This is a genomic window from Xanthomonas codiaei (assembly GCF_002939785.1).
Classification (GTDB): domain Bacteria; phylum Pseudomonadota; class Gammaproteobacteria; order Xanthomonadales; family Xanthomonadaceae; genus Xanthomonas; species Xanthomonas codiaei.
In genome coordinates this window covers 1-1814 of the sequence record NZ_MDEC01000073.1, presented here as the reverse complement: position 1 = coordinate 1814, position 1814 = coordinate 1, and the positions used below count along the sequence as shown (strand labels likewise).

General features: G+C 64.9%; 1 protein-coding gene and 2 pseudogenes. 1 reads left to right on the top strand and 2 read right to left on the bottom strand.

All coding sequences use genetic code 11. From position 1 onward, the window contains the following. Nucleotides 1–106: 106 nt before the first annotated feature. Nucleotides 107–412 (bottom strand): annotated as a pseudogene (locus tag XcodCFBP4690_RS23255) (hypothetical protein); the annotation flags it as partial. Between the two features lie 86 nt (nucleotides 413–498). Further along, complete coding sequence (locus XcodCFBP4690_RS22070; protein ID WP_104544390.1) at nucleotides 499–915, bottom strand: SymE family type I addiction module toxin; 417 nt, start codon at nucleotides 913–915, stop codon at nucleotides 499–501. A gap of 610 nt (nucleotides 916–1525) precedes the next feature. Between XcodCFBP4690_RS22070 and XcodCFBP4690_RS22055 the strand changes: the two are divergent. Beyond that, nucleotides 1526–1729 (top strand): annotated as a pseudogene (locus XcodCFBP4690_RS22055) (DDE-type integrase/transposase/recombinase); the annotation flags it as partial. Nucleotides 1730–1814 lie beyond the last annotated feature (85 nt).

Below are 1814 nucleotides of genomic sequence, written 5' to 3'. Positions count from 1 at the left end.
GTGATTACGAACGCCTACCGGAAACCCTGGCCGGACTCCACTTCGTCGTCTTCTCCATCCTCATGCTTGGAAATGCCGCGTCTCTACTTCAAAGTTCATAACACGCTCTAGTGAGCGGGCCAAAAGCGCGGTATCGGCGTTCATCGTCTTTCACGAACTGAACCGCCTGCCTCATCGTGGAATTCAGACGCTCGGGAGTGAAGTCGGAGATGTTCTGGCTGCCCTCGATCAAGGCAAGCAGCTGTCCAAGCAAATTCTCCGCAGTGGGCTTACCAGGCGGCACAGTGGAAGGGTTGGATGAACGCGTGGCAGATGTCTCCGTGACGGTTGCCGGGGCTGGGGTGGCCACCGTGTGGGCGCATGCGCCCAGAGCGAGGGTGGCGAGCAAGGCGTAGAGGGGGCGCGCGATCATGAAGCGTCCGTTGTGCGCTGGTGTGGCTGCGACGCTAGTGGCATCCGGCACCGAGGTCAATCGCAAGGCTTCTGGCCGCCGCCGCATCATCGCCGCACGCTGCGCGCCTTGGCCGGCACCTCCACCGGCGGCAACACCTCCATCAGCAGCTGCCCTTCGCTGGCGGTGATGCGCAGCTTGGTGCCGATGGCAAAGCCCAGTTGTTCCAGCCATAGGCCGCTGAGGCGGACGTGTGGCACGTGCTGGTCGCCACCATGGTCGTGGGCGCCGGGGTAATGCGTGTAGCTGACGGTACATTGGCGCGGCCGGCGCGCGCGGCGGGGTGCACGTAGCGTGCCGGGGCCTTGTGGGGAGGCGTCCGGGTCGGGCGGCAGCATCGGTGGCAGCTTGGTGCGGTCGGGCTCCACAACAACCCACTGCACCCGCTTGGGCGGCGCGGGGGGCGTACGCGTGCGGGTGGGCCGTGTGCTGGCAGATGCTGTGGGTGGGCGGCGGCGTGTCATGGCGCCTCCCGGTGATGGCGGGTGATGGTTGCAGCGACGTACTGCTGCAATGGCAAAGCCCTGCGTGCCGACAGGCGGCGCGAGGTGTGTGGCAATACACCGAGCTGGCGACTCAGCGGATGCGCGGTATGGTCTCTCGCCTGCTCAACAGCCGCGCGTGCGACAAGCCGGCGCAGTACCTCGCCCACATCCCAACGCNACAGATGCCGGCATGGATGGTGCGGTAGACATGGCAACGCCCTCCTGGAACAACCCAAGAACCGCCGCCAACGGCGACGGGATGTCGGGAGGTTCGAAACCGCACGTAGCCGGCGGGCATATTCCCCTTGCGGGTGTTGTATTAGCCGCCCTCCCGACGCAGGCATTGCGTCGGCTTGTCCCTGCAGGATGCAGGCACAAAAAACCCACCGGTTTGACGGAGGTGGGTACCGCTACGTGAGGAGTTTCGACGCTCCTTGGGCCTAGATTGCAAGTACGCGGTCTGGCGTGTCAATACACGCTGGCGCGTCTCGCGCGGCTGTGTGCGCCGCTTGCGCAGTTCTATACGGGCCACGCAAGCCGAGCGCCGTCGTCTGATAAGTGCACCTGACCCCATTACGCCATTACGCTAGCCCTGGTGATCCGATCGCTGGAGCAGATCACTGAGTGGCGCGGCAAGCCCGCCGTGATCCGCTGCGACAACGGCCCTGAGTACATCAGTGGCGCGTTGCTGTCCTGCGCGCGGCGGCATGGCATCCGGGTCGAGCACATCAAGCCGGGCAAGCCGCAGCAGAACGCCTACGTCGAACGCTACAACCGCACCATCCGCTACGCCTAGGGAAGGTCTGAACAACGATGCCTGACAGGGCGGAATGTGGCATCGCTCCGGAGAGTCGCGTTTGGAGCCTCGGGTTCTCGCC